At 37.6% G+C, this 17456-nt stretch carries 12 protein-coding genes; 9 read left to right on the top strand and 3 right to left on the bottom strand.

Annotated features, from left to right (window positions below; genetic code table 11):
- Positions 1 to 44 precede the first annotated feature (44 nt).
- Together BUC25_RS04810 and BUC25_RS04805 are read right to left on the bottom strand one after the other, a co-directional pair.
- A complete protein-coding gene (locus BUC25_RS04810; RefSeq protein WP_073200145.1) occupies positions 45 to 923 on the bottom strand; it encodes an SMP-30/gluconolactonase/LRE family protein in 879 nt (292 codons plus the stop codon).
- Positions 924 to 992: 69 nt separating this feature from the next.
- A complete protein-coding gene (locus tag BUC25_RS04805) occupies positions 993 to 1922 on the bottom strand; it encodes a DsbA family protein (protein WP_073200143.1) in 930 nt (309 codons plus the stop codon).
- A 158-nt stretch (positions 1923 to 2080) separates the two neighbouring features.
- Here BUC25_RS04805 and BUC25_RS04800 point away from each other — a divergent pair, with 158 nt between their 5' ends.
- From BUC25_RS04800 to BUC25_RS04775, 6 genes are all read left to right on the top strand, one after another.
- On the top strand, positions 2081 to 2644 hold the full coding sequence (locus BUC25_RS04800) for a TetR/AcrR family transcriptional regulator (RefSeq protein ID WP_073200141.1): 564 nt from the start codon (positions 2081 to 2083) through the stop codon (positions 2642 to 2644).
- Between the two features lie 186 nt (positions 2645 to 2830).
- The gene (locus tag BUC25_RS04795) at positions 2831 to 4240 is read left to right on the top strand and encodes a PTS mannitol transporter subunit IIBC (protein WP_425292864.1); all 1410 of its coding nucleotides are present in this window, start codon (positions 2831 to 2833) and stop codon (positions 4238 to 4240) included.
- Between the two features lie 584 nt (positions 4241 to 4824).
- Positions 4825 to 6900 (top strand): BglG family transcription antiterminator, encoded by a 2076-nt coding sequence (locus BUC25_RS04790; protein ID WP_170862636.1) that lies wholly within the window; start codon positions 4825 to 4827, stop codon positions 6898 to 6900.
- Between the two features lie 14 nt (positions 6901 to 6914).
- On the top strand, positions 6915 to 7349 hold the full coding sequence (locus tag BUC25_RS04785) for a PTS mannitol transporter subunit IIA (RefSeq protein WP_073200135.1): 435 nt from the start codon (positions 6915 to 6917) through the stop codon (positions 7347 to 7349).
- Entirely contained in the window at positions 7349 to 8491 is a 1143-nt protein-coding gene (locus BUC25_RS04780; protein WP_073200133.1) for a mannitol-1-phosphate 5-dehydrogenase, read from the top strand. The genes BUC25_RS04785 and BUC25_RS04780 overlap by 1 nt, the downstream gene beginning before the upstream one ends.
- A gap of 168 nt (positions 8492 to 8659) precedes the next feature.
- Positions 8660 to 9442, top strand: coding sequence for a glucose 1-dehydrogenase (locus tag BUC25_RS04775; RefSeq protein WP_073200131.1), 783 nt, complete (start codon positions 8660 to 8662; stop codon positions 9440 to 9442).
- A gap of 58 nt (positions 9443 to 9500) precedes the next feature.
- Here BUC25_RS04775 and BUC25_RS04770 read toward each other — a convergent pair whose 3' ends face one another.
- A complete protein-coding gene (locus BUC25_RS04770) occupies positions 9501 to 10238 on the bottom strand; it encodes an SDR family oxidoreductase (RefSeq protein WP_073200129.1) in 738 nt (245 codons plus the stop codon).
- 98 nt (positions 10239 to 10336) lie between these two features.
- On the opposite strand from BUC25_RS04770, the gene BUC25_RS04765 reads away from it, so the two are divergent.
- From BUC25_RS04765 to BUC25_RS04750, 3 genes are all read left to right on the top strand, one after another.
- Positions 10337 to 10927 carry a Crp/Fnr family transcriptional regulator gene (locus BUC25_RS04765; RefSeq protein ID WP_073200127.1) on the top strand — a complete coding sequence of 197 codons (591 nt, stop codon included), beginning with the start codon at positions 10337 to 10339 and terminating at the stop codon, positions 10925 to 10927.
- A 453-nt stretch (positions 10928 to 11380) separates the two neighbouring features.
- Positions 11381 to 15370, top strand: coding sequence for a LamG-like jellyroll fold domain-containing protein (locus BUC25_RS04760; RefSeq protein ID WP_139251763.1), 3990 nt, complete (start codon positions 11381 to 11383; stop codon positions 15368 to 15370).
- Between the two features lie 404 nt (positions 15371 to 15774).
- The gene (locus BUC25_RS04750) at positions 15775 to 17184 is read left to right on the top strand and encodes a Glu/Leu/Phe/Val family dehydrogenase (protein WP_073200125.1); all 1410 of its coding nucleotides are present in this window, start codon (positions 15775 to 15777) and stop codon (positions 17182 to 17184) included.
- The last annotated feature ends 272 nt before the right edge of the window (positions 17185 to 17456 follow it).

Below are 17456 nucleotides of genomic sequence, written 5' to 3'. Positions count from 1 at the left end.
CGTAATCATTACGACCTCCTCTGTTATAATATATAGTGCTAGATTTAAGGCTTGTTTGCAAAGTAATAGGCAGGTACCCCTTTTACTCCAGGCTTCACCGAAAATAGACTTCCTGACAATGGAAGGTTCTCTAATTCCTGGTCCGTCATCCCTATTCGTGCGGTTGTGATGTATAATGTATCAAGGTCCTTTCCACCAAATGTACAGGATGTAATGTTTTTCGCAGCCAGTTTGATGGTAAGTAACACTTTTCCTGTTGAAGGATCCCACCTAGTAACTTGACCAGATCCCCAGCCTGCTATCCACAACATACCCTCGGAATCGATCGTCATTCCATCAGGAGATCCATACTCCTCAGGGAATGGAAATGCAACACGCTGGTTGGTGATAACACCGGTTTCCTTTTGATAATGGAAGACGTAGATATTACCTGTGGGAGTGTCGATAAAATACATCCTACTTTTTTCAAGGTCCCACGCAATTCCATTTGATATTCGTAACCCAGACAATTTTTCTTCAATATGATGATCTGCAAACAAACAGTACAATGCCCCTCGTGGTTGAGTGTCATTTTTCTGCATCGTACCTGCCCAAAAACGACCTGCAGGATCAACCTTCCCATCATTAAAACGATTATCCAAGTTGCCTTTCTCAGGATCGCTTATCTCCACTAATTCATTTGTTGTAATATCAAAATAATAAAAACCGTGTTCAGCGGCTAAGACTAATCTTCCATCCTCTGCAACAACAACTGCACCAACCATTTGACCAATCGAAAAAGTCTTGTTCCGTTTTGTTACAGGATCAAATTGATGAATGACGTTTCCTGCTATATCTGTCCAATATAGGATATTATTTCTTGTATCCCAACATGGCCCTTCGCCAAGTGAAGCTTTGATCTTGTATACCAACTCTGCCTCCATCCTATTACTCCTTTCATAATAGATTATATGGGTAATTATACCATTGCTACTAGTAAAAGTGTTTATTTTTTAATAGTTATAGGTAAGATACACTTCTCCTAATACTTCGTTTCTTTTATAGGCATTCGCATCCAGTTCTTTTTCAATAAAGGATGCAAGTTCGTCTTCATGAAGATCATACAGCACTTCTATTTCTCTAGCAAAAAGCATTTTTTCTTTCTTTAAGATGCTTTCAAGTGATGGTAGAGTGCTAGCCTGAAGCTCCGTGTTAGCTAGAATCTTTTCCAATGCTTGTACGAAGTCTTCCAGAGAACGATTACCAACTAGTTTAATTCCCTGGTTCTCTTCATTAATCATCACGATGGTAGGAAAGCCTCTTGCCCCTAATTGTTTGGTAAGGTCAAAATTTTCCGATAATAATGTCTGGCCAATCGTTTGATTTGCTTCATCTACCATTGCTTTACCATCCAGATCCATTTTAGATGCTATCTCTATTAAGACCTCATCCTTGCCAATGTTTTGATTGAAAATAAATAGCGCTTCTCGGGCACGTCTTAAGAAACTGGAGGCAACCTCGGCTCCATGATGTTTCTGGATGATTGTAAACACACGTGAAGCAGGATAGGATGATTCGACATGGTCATTTTTCATAAGACTACCATCGATTGGCATCCGGTAATGTTCTCCAACCTCTCGCCAATGTTTCACTACGTCTGCTGGCTGGTAGATGCCATTAGCGGGATCAATTGGACCATCATGCCATTTTTCCAATAAGCCACCTATAACCGTATGAAAGCGGAAATAGTCACCGTATTGTTCGGTGAAGCGTCGAAGTACTGGCTCTAATGCCCAACAGTGGGAGCAAATCGGGTCTGTCACATAATATAAGTCAATCTTTTTTTGAGGGCGCTGGAAATTCATCATTTCCATGCCTGCTCCATCCGTTTCCCCACAAATCCCTGTATTTATATCACACATCATATTTTTATTGTTTGACATTCAAATTTCCTCCTTAAACACGATTTTGGAATATATATTTGGTTTGCTATACAATCAATAGTACAAGTACACAACACATTTTAATACCAATAAAACCGTTTGAATGTTGTATATCCAACATAAATAAAAAAGTGTTGTAAAACTAGGAGGAACATCCCATGTCTCAGACAGATTTTGATCCAAGAATAGTAAGAACGAGGCAGCTGATTACCGATGCGTTTATAGAGCTATCGAGTCAAAAGGAGTTTAAGCAAATTACCATTAAGGATATTACAACAAATGCGAATATAAATCGTGCCACCTTCTATTACCATTTTAAGGATATATATGACTTGTTAGAAACGGTACTAGCTGACGTTTTAATGATTAACTTAAAACAGGAAGCCTATCAGAAAGAGGAGCTGGATGAAGAGGAAATGGTGCAATTGTTCATCGCTATTACTAATTTTCAGCGTTCCTTATCTCAGCGTTGTCATCGTGGCTATGAAGAGACCATTGCCCGTATCATTAAGGACCAGCTGTCTGTTATCTTTATCAAAAAACTAACGATTCAATATCCGAATGAACCAGAGTCAACGATCCACTCGATGGCAACGATGTTAAGCTGGGGATTATATGGAGCATCAGTAGAATGGAGAAACGGTAATCAAACACTTTCTCCAGAGGAGTATATTCGCAAAAGTGTTTCCTATCTGTTGTACGGTTTTGGGATAGATAAATAAAAAAGAATCGTGTGAATCCTCGTAAAGAAGTACGGGATTTTTTTATGGATAGAATATTATTTAATCCTGTCAACATTCCCCTTGCCAAAAGGACGTTTAGATTAGATTGAATATCTGGTGTAAACGCTATAATCTAAAAATAAGCAATAATTTTTAATGTACTCCATTTTAAAGAGGGAAGGGGAAATGAAGATGGCACAAGCAGGATTTCGTGCAAAAATTCAGCGTTTTGGTAGTTACCTCAGTGGAATGATTATGCCAAACATTGCTGCTTTTATCGCTTGGGGACTTATTACCGCATTATTTATTCCGACAGGTTGGATTCCTAATGAAAGTTTAGCTGAGCTTGTAGGGCCAATGATCAATTACTTATTACCATTAATAATTGGTTTTACAGGAGGTAAAATGATCCACGATATTCGTGGTGGTGTTGTAGGTGCAACAGCGACAATGGGTGTAATTGTCGGAGCAGACATCCCAATGTTTTTAGGTGCGATGCTTATGGGGCCACTCGGTGGTTACCTTACTAAAGTTATGGATAAGGCGTTTCAACATCGTATTCGATCAGGCTTTGAGATGCTTTATAACAACTTTTCGGCAGGTATTCTAGGTGCGATTTTATCAGGAATTGCTTTGAAAATTATCGGACCAATCGTTTCCGGGTTAAGTGACGTTTTAGCAGCTGGTGTAGAAGTTATGGTCAATGCAGGCTTACTGCCATTAGCAAATATTATCATTGAACCAGCGAAGGTATTATTTTTGAATAATGCAATTAATCATGGAATTCTAAGTCCGCTAGGCGTAGAGCAAGCTTCTGAAACAGGGAAATCAATATTATTCTTACTGGAGACAAATCCTGGACCAGGTTTGGGTATTTTGTTAGCCTTCGTCGTCTTCGGTAAAGGTATGGCAAGAAGTTCAGCATCTGGTGCAACGGTGATTCACTTTTTGGGAGGTATTCATGAGATTTACTTCCCGTATATATTAATGAAACCTGCTCTGTTATTAGCAGCAATTGGTGGGGGCGTTAGTGGTGTTTTCACCTTCAGTATATTTAATGCAGGTTTATCCGCAACTCCGTCACCAGGCAGTATTTTTGCTCTTATGGCAATGACAGCTAAAGGAGATCATCTAGCTGTGTTGCTTGGTGTACTGGTTGCAACAGTTGTTTCCTTCCTGATTGCCTCTGTTATATTGAAGGCAAGCAAAGCAGAGAGTGAAGACATTTCACAAGCTGCAAGTCAAATGGAAGAAATGAAAGGAAAGAAAAGCTCCGTGTCTGAATCCCTAAGAGGAAGCAATGAAATAGCTGGAGAAGTCAATAAAGTTATTTTTGCTTGTGATGCAGGAATGGGCTCAAGTGCGATGGGTGCTTCTTTACTCAAGGATAAGTTTAAGAAAGCAGGTATTGAAGGGATCGAAGTCACGAACAAGGCGATTAATAATTTACCAAGTGAAGTTGATATTATCATTACTCATAAAGATTTAACAGATCGTGCAAAAGCAAAAGTTCCAAACGCACAACACATTTCGGTAGATAATTTCTTGAACAGCCCGAAATATGAAGAATTAGTCGAACAATTGAAAAATAATTAATGTAAGAAGGTTCCTTTGTAATAACGAAGGAACCTTTTTACATGTCTAACAACATCTTTTAAAAGGACATTTTATTCGCATAAGCAGGACAATGCGACATAACTCTAGTTTCTAATTATGAGATTTGAGAACTGCATAACAACCGCTTCGGCTTGTCGGCTTCCCTTTCCGCGCGTTTTTCTTCTCAGTTAACTTTTTAAGCAAAAGGCGCTTAAAAAGTGGTTCTTCGGATAAAAACATCCCGCAGGAGTAAAAGCCGACGCCTGCGCTCTTTTATACTCTGCAACTCAAGCAAGAATAATAATGTTGGCGTATTCACTATTCCCCATCAATTTATTATTAGATTACTTATCAATGTTATCAATATAAGCTTATTTATTGTCTAAGTGTAACAATCCAAAATATTAGCATTACAGTTATTTAATAATGTCAACATCTCCCTTGCCTAAATCCGAACAAGATTAGATTGAATAACTACTAGTTAGCCCTGTAAAATAAAGATATAAGAAAAACCTATTTAATTGTATCAACAACCAACATGAAATGGGGTGTAAGACTTGTATATGTCCGGGAGAGAGCGTAAATTGATCGAACTGTTATTATCGCTACATGATGCTATTACGATTCGACAATTAGCGAATGAACTTGATGTGAGTGAACGGACGGTACATCGTGACTTGAAAAATGCAGAAGAGATCTTCAGGCAACATGATCTTTCGATTCATAAAAAAGCAGGTGTTGGCATCTCGATTGTCGGAGAACTAGAAAATAAACAGCAGTTAAAACTGGCAATTCTTCAACTGGAACATACCGATTACACCCCAGAAGAACGACAAGCAATGATTTTAACAACGTTACTCGAAGCAAATGAACCACTCAAGCTATATGCATTAGCAAACGAGTTGCATGTCACTATTGCAACAGTTAGTAATGATTTAGATATATTACAGCCGTTATTGGAAAAGTACGAGTTGCAATTAGTTCGAAAACGAGGCTATGGGGTCAAAATGGAAGGTGACGAAACCAATAAACGCTCTGCGATTAGCTATTTGATTTCAAAGCATGTTGACGAGTCAGAAGTGATCACACTGTTACGCAAAAATATTGAAAAACAATCACAAGACCAAACCGATACAATCTCCAACCGATTACTTGGTTTAGTAGACCGGACAAAATTAACAATAATCGAACAAACCATTGATCAAATGCGGCAAAAACTTCCCTATGAATTAGCAGATAGTGCTTATGTTGGCCTCGTTGTCCATCTCGCGTTAGCATTAGAACGACTGCAAAAGGGAGAGACGATCCAATTTGACGAAGCTTATCTTCGTGAATTAGAGGATTCAGCAGAATATACAATTGCAAAAGAGATACTGAATGAACTGGAAAAAATATTCAACATTCCTATACCTAATGATGAAACAGGTTATATTACGATGCATTTACTTGGTGCCAAATTACGTTATGACCATGACTATTTATTGGAAGAATCGTCATTAGATATCGCATTTAAGGCAAAAGAGTTAATCGAATTTGTTAGTAAGCACACTGATCAATCATTCATGGCAGAAGGTCATATTTTAAATGATTTAGTCGCCCATCTAAAGCCAGCTATTTATCGATTACAACAAGGGATGAATATTAAAAATCCGTTAGTAGACGAAATAGAAAAGGATTATCCGCAATTATTTAACTTGATCGAAACAGGTGTGAGGCATGTCTTTCCAGCTTTAACGTTTCCAAAAGAAGAAACAGCCTATCTTGTCTTACACTTTGCATCGGCATTGTTAAAAGTAGAAGACAACGTATCACTAAAAGCATTGGTTGTCTGCTCCAGTGGTATCGGCACCTCGAAAATGTTGGCGACTAAAATCAGTCAACATTTCACAGAGGTTGATTCTGTAGAGAATCATTCCTTATTTGCTTTGGATAAAATCAATCCATCTGATTATGATCTCATCGTCTCCACCGTTCCGATTAAGCACATTCGGAAGGAATATATTTTAGCCTCACCGATGTTAACCAAAACCGATATCCATCATATTAATCGTAAAATACGACAGTTGAAACTGAGTCTAAACATCACAACAGAAATGAAAAAAACAAAACCGGCCACATCGAAACAAGATGTACAAAAACGATTATATCTCATGCAACAATACTCGAATCAAGTCGTACCTATCCTTAATGGTTTTTATCTGCAACCTGTATCAGGAGTGGAGCATGTAGAAACTGTATTACAAACAATATGTGATCAGTTAAAAGAACGACAAGTAGTAAACAATAGCAAAAAGGTAGTAGCCAAGTTGCTCAAACGAATGGAAATGGGAGGGTTAGGGATTCCTGATTCCTCGCTAGCACTAATACACACGCGAAGTGACGAGGTAATAAAGCCTTCCTTTTCGATCCATCCACTTCACCCATCCATCCAAGTTGATGGAATGGATGGTAACCCTGTCGTTATGGAGAACCTTTTATTAATGATCTCTCCTGAAAATATAGAGGAAGTTGGCTTAGAAGTGTTGAGTTTTATCAGTGGTTTATTAATTAAAGATGGAGAAAGTAAAAACCTTTTCCAATCGCAAGATCAAGAAGCAATCAGTACGTATTTAGCACAGCAGTTACACGAGTTTATAACAGAAAAAATAGATTCAGAATAAAGGAGTGCATGAACATGGCAAAAGAGATTTTAACTACAAACAACATTATATTAGGTGCAACATTAAGTAATAAGGAAGAAGCCATCCGTTTTACTGGAAATATCTTAAAAGATAATGGCTATGTGGAAGCAGGTTATGTTGACAAAATGATTGAACGCGAACAAGTAACCTCCACCTATATTGGTAACAATGTAGCGATCCCGCATGGTACGGAAGATGCAAAAAAAGCGGTACTGGAAACAGGATTATCTGTCGTAATCGTTCCAGACGGAGTGGATTTTGATGGGAATACCGTCAATATTTTAATAGGTATTGCAGGTAAAGGTGATGAACATTTAGAAATATTATCCAAAATAGCTCTAGTATGTGCAGGAGAAGACAATATTCAGCAATTGATCAAAGCAAGCACAAAAGAAGATATACTTGATCTATTAGGAGGCGTAAATTAATGAAAGCTGTTCACTTTGGAGCAGGTAATATTGGCCGGGGATTTATTGGGTTATTGCTTCATGATGCAGGATATCACACTACTTTTGTTGATGTGAATAAGGAAATAATCGATGCGATCAATCAACACAAGCAATACCGTGTGCTATTGGCGGATCAAGATCAACAGGAGCAGATCGTGACTAATATTTCGGGGATTAATAGTAGTGATCAACTTGAAGATGTGTCTGATGCCATTGCTACTGCAGATATCATTACGACTGCGGTAGGTCCAAATGTCTTACCTATTATTGCTGGAAACATTGCTAACGGCTTACTTCAGCGATTTCGCCAATCAGATGATCCAGTCAATATCATTGCCTGTGAAAATATGATCGGTGGAAGTAGGTTATTAAAAGAAAAAGTGTTGGAACATATACCAGCGGAACAAAAATCAACCGTTCTATCATTAGCAGGATTTCCGGATGCTGCTGTAGACCGTATTGTACCAAATCAATCAAATGAGAAAATGCTCACCGTCTCTGTTGAACCATACTATGAATGGGTAGTGGAAATGCCGAGTATGAAAGGGGAAGTGCCCAATATTAAAGGTATCACTTATGTCGAAGAGTTAACCCCTTATATTGAACGAAAACTTTTTACTGTTAACACAGGTCACGCAGCTGCCGCTTATTTGGGGCAAAAATATTATCACCAAACCATCGAAGAAGCGATCCAAGATCAAAATCTTCGTCAAGTAGTGGAGGGTGCCTTAAAAGAAACAGGTGATGTACTGATCGAAAAATATCAATTTGATCGCGACACACATGAGCAATACCGCGAAAAAATTATAGGTAGATTTACGAACCCTTATTTGTCTGATCAAGTAATCAGGGTAGGTCGCGGACCGCTACGAAAACTTAGCGCCAATGATCGCTTAATTCGACCTGCAACGCTTTATATGGAGTTATTCAATCGAGCACCTGAGAACTTAACAAAGGTGATTGCAGCTGCTATGCAGTATCAAGATAATGGTGATCCCGAAGCGGTAGAATTACAACAAAAAATTAAAGCAAACGGATATTCCGAAACTTTAGAGGAGATAAGCGGGCTTCCAAAAGTCCACCTCTTACATCAACGTATTATTGAAAATATACAAAGGTAATTATCTGTACTAAAAACAGGGAGCTCTGATATTTTTCAGAGCTCCCTGTTTAGTGTCTGGCTTTAGAGGATCGACTTTCACTCAGCTACGCAACAATTTTTACGTTAGGAATAGATTCTTTTTAATTTACCATATTAAGAAGGATTAGTAGAAAAGGAGTGAAATTTAATGAAGCGATTTCAAGATAAGGTAGTCATCATTACTGGTGGGGGCTCAGGTCTTGGCGCCGCCTCAGCTCTTCAAATGGCGAAAGAAGGTGCAACACTAGTACTAGTGGACATTAATGAAGAGGGATTAGAGGAAAGTAAGCAGGCAATTATGGATGTCGCACCTGAGGCAACGGTGGAGCTAGTAGAAGCTAACGTAGCAAAAGAGGCCGATGTAAAAAATTATATTGAGCATACTGTAGATAAATTCGGAAAAATTGATGCTTTCTTCAATAATGCCGGCATTGAAGGGAAACAAAATTTAACCGAAGATTATGGTGTGGATGAATTTGAGAAAGTCATTAATATCAATTTAAATGGTGTCTTTTATGGCATGAAGCATGTGCTTGCTATTATGAAGAAACAAGGGTATGGCTCGATTGTGAACACCGCTTCCGTCGGAGGAATTCGTGGTGTTGGAAATCAATCAGGTTATTCAGCAAGTAAACATGGAGTTGTTGGACTAACACGTAACTCAGGTGTTGAGTATGGAGAGTTTGGTGTAAGTATTAAAGCAATTGCACCAGGCGCGATTATGACACCAATGGTCGAAGGTTCTCTCAAGCAGGTCGGTGGTGAAAACTGGGAAGAAGCAGGTAAAGAATTTGTCAGTGCTAATCCGATGAAACGATTTGGTAAACCGGAAGAAGTCGGTTATTTAGTTGCCTTCTTATTATCTGATCAAGCTAATTTCATTAATGGTGCAGTTATTCCGATAGATGGTGGCCAATCGTATAAATATTAAGGATTAAAAGAAGCAAGCTGTTGTTGTTGATAACAGCTTGCTTCTTTTATGTTTAAAATTATTTAAATTGTTTCATCAATTGCTGAGCAAGTGTTGGTGACAATCTATTTAACCAATAAAGTATTTTAGTTTTATGCACATAGACTTCCTTCTTTTGATTGGTGATAGCATGGATGGTTTTCTTCGCAACCATTTCCGGTGATATCTTTTTTCGACCTCTCCCAGCAGTCATAGGTGTATCTACTGCAGGTGGAAGAATTTCGATGACACGTAATGTTTGTGGGTCATATTGAATGCGTAGGGCCTTCGAGAAAATGTGTAGACCTCCCTTGGTACCACAATAAACAGCAGATTTAAATTTCGGGGTTAAAGCTAAACCAGATGACATATTCACTAAAACCGCTTGCGTCTGTTTGGTTAATACAGGGAGCAACCCTCTTGTTAACAAAAGTGGCGCAAGAAAATTCGTATTCACCTCTGATTGAATTAATTCACTCGTAGATGTCGCTTCAGCAAACAGTATATTATGTTGTATACCAGCATTATTAATAAGCACTTGTAAATCAGGGTGATGTTGACTAATCTTTTCAGATAGGCGGATTACTTCTTGAGGATTGGATAGATCACATGCGTAGACACTGTTGATCTGCTGATCCTGACTTAATAGTTGAAGCTTTTCTTCGCTTCTGCCAACAACGATAACCTTTGCTTTTTCTCGAATAAGTTCTTCCACTAACTTTAAGCCAATTCCAGAAGTGCCTCCAGTAATCAGTACTTTTACACCATGAAGATTCATTGTATCTTCTCCTTTTTCAGAAAATATAGTTTACACTAGCATAAATCTAATTTTTTCCATTATCATTAACATAGGTTAATCTCTAGGGAGGTTGTGAAATGAATCATCAAGCTATTTTCAAAAGTTTTAGTCAATTGACGGATATACCAGAATTGGAGTGGCACTATTTAAAGTCTAAAATTAAATGGCATTCAGTGAGAAAAGGGGATTTACTCGTACAGGCTGGTGAGGTGAGTGATCGAATTTATTTTTGCCACTCTGGCGTCTTTCGCATGTTTTATTTAAAAGAAGATGGGGATGAATTTAATAAAAGTTTTGTTCAGGAAGGACAGTTTTTCACTTCCTATAGCTCTGTCATAAGTTCGATTCCTTCGTATTTTGCAATTCAAGCGTTGGAGAATGCAGTGGTGGCTTCCTTTACCTATAAGGTTTTGTTACAACTGTACGAACGTCACCATTGTTGGGAAGTGGTGGGTAGGAAATTAATTGAGCAGCTCTATATCAAAAAAGAAACAAGGGAACGTCAGCTTTTGCTTCATTCTGCAGAAGAGCGCTATCATCTTTTTTTAGAAGAGTTTCCAGGCTTAGAGGATCGTATTACACAATATCACATTGCTTCCTATTTAGGAATCAGTCCTGTTTCATTAAGTCGAATACGAGGTCAGCTATCGTGTAAAAGTTTAATATAATCGGTATAGCATAAATTAATTGCTTTCTTGCCATTGATTGCTGGTGTTTTTATTAACAATTTACTTTGTAAAAGTCTCCTTAGGAACAATAGTGACACATTTGATTAATTTATATGTTAATCAAAAACAATATAATATAAAATGGTTTGTTAATTTATTTATTTTTCATCTTGTGAATTGTATTTTTTTATAGTAACATTATTTTTGAAAGCGATTTATAAACGGTGAATCTACTTATTTCAAAAGGAGGGTAGTGTCTAAATAACTAATTCGAATGTCATAGTAATAGTTAATGAAATGGTAAAATAAATAAATTTTTTAGTGTGAAATCCTCTGTTTTCATTAACGTTATACGTATTTAAAGTAAAGTATTATTGTTCGAAACTGTCACATCATAAATGATTTAAAAATGATTACGCTTTCATTTTAATTGGAGAGAGGGGAAAAGAAATAGTGAAACAACTAATTCAAATAGGTTTTGTTGCATTACTTGTATTACTTTTTTTCATACCAAGTACCGTTTTGGGTGATGAACAAACGGATTCTGAACCGATAGATTTTGAACGGGTATCTGTCCATGACCCATCCATTATTAAGGCAAAAAACGGTTCCTACTACGTGTTTGGCTCACATATTGCTGCAGCTAAGTCAAGCGATTTAAGTAATTGGACGTCATTAGTGGAAAGTGAATACCAAACACCTGAGAATAATCCAATATACGGTAATCTATCAGAAAATCTTGCGGAGTCGTTTGAATGGGCTGGGGAGGATGATGCAGATAGTTCTGGAGGCTTTGCTGTATGGGCGCCGGACATCTTCTGGAATAAAGATTTTGTCTGGGATGATGGAACAATGGGTGCGTATATGATGTATTACAGTGTTTCTTCGACTTATAATCGTTCTGCCATAGGTATTGCGGTTTCGAAAGATGTGGAAGGACCATATGAATACACTGATACCATTATGTACTCTGGTTTTACAGATCATGAAGCTTACGACAACAACAGTGATGTTAATAAGCATTGGGAAAATACCAATATATCTGATCTAATTGATGAAGGTGTATTTGATGAATTGAATCCCGACTGGTTTACAGATCGCGGTACGTTCAATAACGCTTATTATACAAACGCAATCGATGCCAATATTCTTTATGATAAAAATGGGGATCTATATATGACATATGGTTCCTGGTCTGGTGGTACATTTATCTTAGAATTAGATAAAGAAACAGGTACACCAATCTATCCTGGAGAAGACGGCGAAACTTCAGATGGCAGAATGATTGATCGTTACTTTGGTACAAAGATCGCCGGTGGATATGGACGATCCGGTGAGGGAACATATGCTGTATATGATGAAGAAACAGGATATTATTATTTATATATAACATATGGTGGACTAGCCTCTGATGGTGGTTATCAAATGAGACAGTTTAGATCAGAGAACATCGCAGGTCCTTATGTGGATGCAGCAGGAAGAGAAGCTGTTTTCCCGGAAGATTTTTATATTGAAGGGGATTATCCAGCTAACTTCCCTGGTAATGACGATCACAAGGAAATCGGTAATAAAATGATGGGTAATTTCTTATTTAAAAGAGATGCGGGAGAAGAAGGTACTGGAAACGGTACTGGTTATATGTCGCCCGGGCACAACTCTTATTTAATTGATGATGATGGAAAAGAGTTTATTGTGACACACGTGCGTTTTCCTGAAGGTGGAATTCATGAAGTTCGCGTACACCAAACATTTAAAAACAGTGACAATTGGCCAGTGCCAACCCCATATCACTATGCAGGGGAAACTATCGAAGCTGTGTCAGAAGAGGATGTAACTGGTAATTACAAATACATTAACCATGGGAAAGAAATTACAGCTGAATTAACAGAATCGACTTGGATAGCACTAAATGAAGATCATACGGTTAGTGGTGCAGTAACAGGTACATGGGAATTATATGATGACTACCGAGTTGAATTAACGGCGGATGAAGAAACGTATGATGGTGTTTTTATTCGTCAATATGATCCAACCTCACAAAAATGGGTGATGACTTTCAGTGCAATGTCTAATGATGGAGTTGTGATCTGGGGTAGTGCAGGTGATACAAAAGATAATCAAGAAGTAGTAGATGCGGTTAAAAATGATCTGAAATCAAGTATTCCATCAAGTGTGATTACAGACATCAATCTACCTACTACAGCAGCACAGGGGACAGAGATTACATGGGATTCATCTGCCCCAGATATTATTTCAAATGAAGGTGTGGTTGTAAGGCCATCATTTGGTTCAGATGATGCAACTGTTGATCTAACAGCAACGATTACTTTAGGTGATATTACCGAAACAGAAACAATTACCGTTACTGTTCCAGCTCAATCTGAAGGTGGATTATCTGCTTTTTATGATTTTAGTGACGGGTTTAAAGATCGTTCTGGAAATAAAGCAGAAGCAACTGTAACCGGTAATCGAATTGATAATACTGGCGGTGAAATTACGCTTACTGATGGCGTTGTGGGTCAGGCAGCGAAGTTTGATGGTAACTCCGGGCTATTACTAGATGAAGGTTTGATAGCAAGTAATACGTACTCTGTTTCGTTATGGTTAAAACCTGAGGAACTGACAAATCATACAACTTCATTCTTCGGTGGGAAAAGCAGTTCTAGCTGGATTAGTATTTTACCTTATTCAGCTTGGGCCAATACAATGGTATGGTCAGACAATGGTGGCACATATACTGATCTCGGAACGGATACAACGATTCCTGTAGATGAATGGTCACATGTTGCATTAACAGTAGATGATGGTGAGGCAGTATTCTATATTAACGGTGAAGCGAAAGCCTCAAGTGAAGACTACCCAGAGATATTTACAACGCTAGATGGTACATTTGCATTAGGTGTAAACTATTGGGATACTCCTTACAAAGGGTTAATGGATGAGGTGCGAATTTATGATGGGGTTGCTCTTCCTGAAGAAAACGTTCAATCCCTTTACAACAATCCAGAAGAAATAACAGCACATTATAGCTTTGAAGAAAATCTAGAGGATGAATCAGGAAATAGTGAGCCGGGAACCCCTACTGGTAACCGAATTGATAATACAGACGGTACGATCACATACGCGGAAGGAATTGATGGACAAGCCGCTGAATTTGATGGTGAATCAGGTATTCGTTTACCAGACGGTTTAATCTCAAGCAATAAATATTCAGTGTCTTTATGGTTAAATCCTTCAGAAATCAATGAATTTACTACATCTTTCTTTGGCGCGAGAACTACAGGTAGCTGGTCAAGTCTTGTACCTAATGGACACGGTGTTACAAAAATATGGGCTGGTGAAGACTGGTACGATGCGTCGATAGGCGAAATTATACCGACTAACGAGTGGACGCATTTAGCATATACGGTTAATGAAGGCGAAATTACTGTTTATGTTAATGGAGAAGCAGCATTTACTGGAGAAGGTTTCCCGAATATTTTTACAACAACAGATGCGAAATTTGCATTAGGTGTCAATTATTGGGATGCTCCATATAAAGGTTTAATGGATGATTTGAGGATTTACGGAAATAAAGTGCTCTCTTCTACTGAAGTTAGTGATTATTTTACTAGTATCACCTCCCCTGAAACTGATCCAGGAGACGGAGATGGATCCGGAGACGAAGGCGAACCAGGAAACGGAGACGATTCTGGAGACAAAGACAAAGACAAAGACAAAGATAAAGACAAAGACAAAGACAAAGACAAAGATAAAGATAAAGACAAAAACAACAAAGATAAAAATAAAACTAAGAAAAAACTTAAAATAAACAACTTAAATAAACTTCAATTAGAAGATAATATTTACAAAATTAAAGATACCGCCAAAAAAGTGACACTCACAAAACAAGTGATTGATCAACTGGATGAAAATGCTTCTATCGAGCTGGACGGTGAAAATGTAACTGTTAATATTCCCGTTTCCATTTTAAAAGATAAAGAGGATATTGAATTCGAGTTTGGCGATGTAAGTGAAGACGTGACGTCTAAAAATAGGGATGCTTTAAGTAGCCTGTATGATTTCAAACTATTATCTGAAGGAAAGGAAATTAGCTTCGATTCGCCAATTACAGTAACCTTTACTATTGACCCAGATAAAGTTGAAAACTGGGATAATATAAAGGTCGTTTATATTGATGATAATGGTGATAAAAAAGAAGTGATCGTTCCGAATAGTATCGTTAGAACGACAGGTGAAGTTGTTGCTGAATTATCACACTTTAGTATATATGGTGTATTTGAGTTGGCAGACGAAGAAATAGCACAAATGGAAGATGCAGAAAATACTCTGCCAGATACTGCTACCAATCAATATAATTGGTTAATCTTAGGGTTAGTATTAATGGCTGTTGGAGGTAGTATTTTCTTAATTGTAAGAAACAGTAAGAATACAGTTAGATAAAGTTAGACTTCAATCAGTGGGAGTTTTGAACTCCCACTGATTGTTAGATTACACCGTGATAATATGTAAACCCTTTGCTATGATGTAGCAGAGGGTTTATTTTTCGTATAAGAAAAAATATTTTGAAAGTGATCGAAAACTGTTTAACTAGTGTATGAAATGGCAATTGTATAACTATAACATAAAAACTAGGTTTAAAGCATTATGAATACTGCTGGTTCTTTAATTATTAGCCACTAAACAAATACATATTTTTTGTGAAATGGAATAAAAATTACAAGTGTGTGTTGATAGCGACTATTCTTGAGTAGTTCCTGAAATAGAGGAACACATTGTAACTCTACATCATTTCAATAAAAGACTAGTGGTTTGCTAGTTAAAACATATAGGGAGTGAGGCATAGAATGAATTTATTACAGACACAAGGCATTATCAAAGAAATGTTGCAAAAATTACAAAAGGATGAGACTTTCATTTCTGAACTGAAAGGGGAACAAAGGGAAAAAGCGTTTGAATCGGCACAAGAAATACTCACGACTACCGATAAGATAATTAAGAGTTATATTCGAGTAGTCAAAGATGATGGCAGAATTATCAGGATTCCTGCCTATCGAATTCAGCATAATAATATTGCCGGTTTTTATAAAGGTGGCATCCGTTATAATGAATCGGTAAGTGAGGAAGAAGTAGAGAATTTAGCCGTTTTGATGACGCTGAAAAATGCATTACATGAACTTCCATATGGTGGTGCGAAAGGTGGCGTTGTAATTAATCCTAACGATTATTCAGATCGGGAACTAAATTTTGTTTCTAAGAAATACGTACAGCGATTTGCACCTGATTTAGGCCCAACACATGATATACCAGCGCCAGATATGGGAACGAATGAAAAAATAATGGATTGGATGGTAGGAGAATACAAAACGATTCATCCAGGGAAGAACTATTTGGGGGCCTTTACAGGAAAAAGTATCGATAATGGTGGTGCGAAAGGACGAAGAGAAGCAACAGGTAAAGGTACCTTTTTTAGTTATTTCTGGCTCGTTCATGAGTGGGCAAAAAAGCAAAATAAGCTAATTTTTAATGATGAAAATGAAATGCATAAAATGCAGTACCAGAAACTTCAATCTTTTTATAACAAGCATACGCAAAATAAAGAAATATCGATAGCGATTCAAGGATTTGGTAATGTAGGGTCTGTTGCAGCTCTAGAAGCATATACTAGTGAGAAATTAAAACACCGTGTAATAGCTGTAAGTGATCATAACGTGACGCTTTACAATAAGGATGGTATTAATATTCCAGAATTGGTACTTTTTCAGTCAGAGAACGGAAACTTGCCTCAGACCCCGGCAGAACTAGAAAATATTGGAGTCGAGGCAGATATTAGAGATAGAGAAGATGTCTTAACCTTGGATGTGGAAGTATTGATTCTAGCTGCAACTCAGAGACAGATTACCGAACAGAATATGCAGGATGTAAAAGCTGATATCCTAGTAGAAGGGGCCAATTCACCGATCACTGCTATGGCAGATGATTATCTTAATGGACAAGGAAAAATTGTCATCCCTGATATTCTTGTGAATGCTGGTGGTGTAATGGTCTCTTATTTGGAATGGAAACAGGATAGAATTACGCAACTATATACAAATGAAGAAACGTTACACGAGATGTATGAACAAATGTCTCAAAGCTGTGAAAAGGTCTTTAATGAATATTTTGAACGAAAGCTAGACAGCATGCGCCAAACTTGCTTTCGTTACGCGACTAAAAAATTATTTACGCTTCTTTATAAGCATGGGAAATTATTTTAAGGCTTGATATATAACATTGTTAAGGATAAATATAAAAACCGAACTATTACGATAGTTCGGTTTTTGGCAAAATGGATTTCTTCACTGGATATTCTCTTGTCTTGACGGGATAACTTTCTTTCTTCACGGGATACTTACTTCGCTTAACAGGATAAACAGACTTATCCCGTCAAGCGAGAAAGATATCCCGTGAAGGGGACTGCTTATCCCGTCTACAGACTTACATATCCCGTGAAGAAAAATTACCGGTGACCTTACATGCTTTTACCCTG

Origin of the sequence: Gracilibacillus kekensis, assembly GCF_900143085.1 — a bacterium.
GTDB lineage: Bacteria > Bacillota > Bacilli > Bacillales > Amphibacillaceae > Gracilibacillus > Gracilibacillus kekensis.
The sequence above is the reverse complement of the archived record's forward strand: the minus strand, read 5'-3'. Positions and strand labels throughout refer to the sequence as shown.